Here is a 2,559-nt window from a genome sequence, read left to right on the forward strand (position 1 = left end):
GAGAGGATTTTTTTAACCCCTCCTTTGTAAAGGAGGGTTGGGGAGGATTTTCTTTTTTGCCCCCTCCCTCGTAGAAGAGAGCTGGGCGAGCACAGGGAAGCGAGAGGTACGAGTCCAAGGATGGACGAGGTAGAGCGCTGTTTGGAACAAGCGCCGGGAGGATTTATTAATTATCAGGAAAACTAACTATCTAAGTGATGTGAGTGACGCACTTTATTAACGATGTCTCGGAATGACGTATTAATTTATTTCGCTTTTGCCGTCTGCTTGGCTTGCTGGGATTCTTCCAGGTATTGTTTTTTGTGTTCTTTGGCTATTTCCATTAATTCATCCCAGGTTTTAGACATGGATTCTGCCATATAGTCATTTTTATTGAGTTGGCCAAGTTCTTCGTGGAACGTGTCGAAGCGCATGACGCCTTCAGGTACGCCTTTGGGAAAGCTGGCTTCGGCGCCAAATAAAACATGTGGCTCTATATCTGTTTCATTTACCAGTTGTTTAATTTGTTGCACTATCAAACGCACGCGGTACAAAGGATTTTTGAATTTGTGTGATTTACTACTGACTACCTGTGCCCATTCTTCGATCTGCTCAGCACCGAATATATAACCTCCCATATGATGTACGTCCATGGCGATTATTTTGCCTTTCATTAATATCAGGTAATCGATAAACAGGTATCCGTACATGCCATCGGACAATATAAGGTCTTTGGCAAACGCTTCGCTTTGCTCTTTTATGATTTTCTTTATTCGTCGATCCTGAGCAGTGTTTCGTAAATAACGCACTATCCAAAGCACTATCGTCACCACGACAATTGCGGCAGCCAGTGCCGCGCCAAAGGTCATCATTTGCTGTTGTGTAAGATCAAATAATTCCATTGCTACTCATTACGGCCAATTGGGCCAATCCTTAATTGATAGTTGTTAGTAGCCATTTCCGGGATCAGTCGCGGCTAATATATGTACAGCCATTCAAATTAACTTGTTGTTTTTTCGATTAATTTCCATTATGGTGCTTGAGCTGCCACTATTATATACATGGCATCAATAGTCGGCCAAGTTGATTCTGTCACAAAACGAAAAACGAATTGATCGTATTATTGCTTATGCGTTGTTCATAGAACTGATATTTGGTAACTATTCGAGCAAATTAGGCTTTAATTTTGCACGTTAGAGTGTCGACATTACTAGGGCAGGCGTTAACATTGGATTCGCCGTAAAAATGGTTACACTTAACAATAATCTTTAGTAGAACCTCACAGACAACATCACGAGCCAGTAATCAAAGCAGAATGGAAGATCACATCCCCTTAATCATCGTAATTGCCACCATCGTCTTACTGTGGGTACTCGGTAAATATGTGTCCAGACAGGCTCAAGGTTTGACGATCGCACCACAGGCGGCGACCGCGATCCCGCAAAGTAAAATGTTTGCGGATGGTTTACACATCGAGGAAATGAGCAATGTGTTGATCAAGGAATTGCAGGATATTATTACTCGGCAGGATGAAAAAGAACTCATTTATTTCTTAGCGCGCTACCAGCCTTCTTTTATAGAACTAAACCAGTACCTTTCTGACTTGCGGTCACAATATTTTACCCTGTTAGGCAAACCTTCCAGCCTCGCTTCTGAAGCGGACAAAATCAATGCAGTAAATGAGATACAACTGGAATCTCCGCCTGCCTGTATCGATTTAGATGCCGTAAACAAAACAGAATTACGCACATTAGTTGAGAAGAACCTCAGTTCCGTTAACCTGATTACGACTGAATTTATGGATCGGTTTGGTGGCAAAGACTTTATGGAAAACTTCCAGGTATTTACCCAACTTTCCAGCCAGCAACCGGTAACAATGCATGCCAGGCCTGATCACCAAAATCGTGCACACCTTGAAACGTTTGTTGAACACGGAATCGCCTTACAAGGCCGCAAGATTCCGCTAAAGGAACGCCTTGAAGTATTGAATTTTAACCAGCTCAAGGAAATGGCTACTGATTTAAAGTTGTCTGAAGAGTTTAACGACAAATCAGAAGTTGCGGAAGCGCTGGCCCAAATGCCGGGTTCTGCCGTGCATTTGTCAATGATCTATGAGTCCGACGATATCTTCTATATTGAAGCGGATCCTACTGATGCCAAAGCCATCGATGAGGAATGGGAATTATTAAACGCATTCGCTAAATTGTTGATCGGATCATTAAAGAATACTTTCGTCACCTTCGATGAAGTAGCCGTTTGAGCAAAGTGGACGTCTTAGTACAGCTTATTTTTCCCTGCCTGAAAATTCATGCCTGCCCTCACGAAGATTTTTGTAGTAACGAATCATAAGTATGGATTTTAGTATAGCGGGCTCATCAATCGTGTTAAGTGGTAATCCAATTTCCACCCGTGGACGCGCGGTCCCTTCCAGTTTAACATCGATATATTGTTTGCGATCTCTGTCGGCTGACAGACATCGAATAATAGCGAACCACACTACATTGCGCTGCGCGAATCTGCCGGTAAATTCCACTTCTACCTGGCTCTCACCCACGACACTATGTGCAATATAGTCAATGC

3 protein-coding genes are annotated in these 2,559 nt (G+C 42.8%); 1 reads left to right on the forward strand and 2 read right to left on the reverse strand.

Features of this window, described 5'->3' with window-relative positions; translation table 11 throughout:
- Positions 1-245 precede the first annotated feature (245 nt).
- Positions 246-881, reverse strand: a complete 636-nt coding sequence (locus ACWVCM_RS15990; protein ID WP_455202768.1) for a nuclease-related domain-containing protein — start codon at positions 879-881, stop codon at positions 246-248.
- A 413-nt stretch (positions 882-1,294) separates the two neighbouring features.
- On the opposite strand from ACWVCM_RS15990, the gene ACWVCM_RS15995 reads away from it, so the two are divergent.
- Positions 1,295-2,239, forward strand: a complete 945-nt coding sequence (locus ACWVCM_RS15995; RefSeq protein WP_455202769.1) for a hypothetical protein — start codon at positions 1,295-1,297, stop codon at positions 2,237-2,239.
- Positions 2,240-2,263: 24 nt separating this feature from the next.
- Here ACWVCM_RS15995 and ACWVCM_RS16000 read toward each other — a convergent pair.
- A partial coding sequence (locus tag ACWVCM_RS16000) for a hypothetical protein (RefSeq protein ID WP_455202770.1) occupies positions 2,264-2,559 on the reverse strand: 296 nt, incomplete at its 5' end.

This window comes from Kaarinaea lacus (assembly GCF_975902315.1).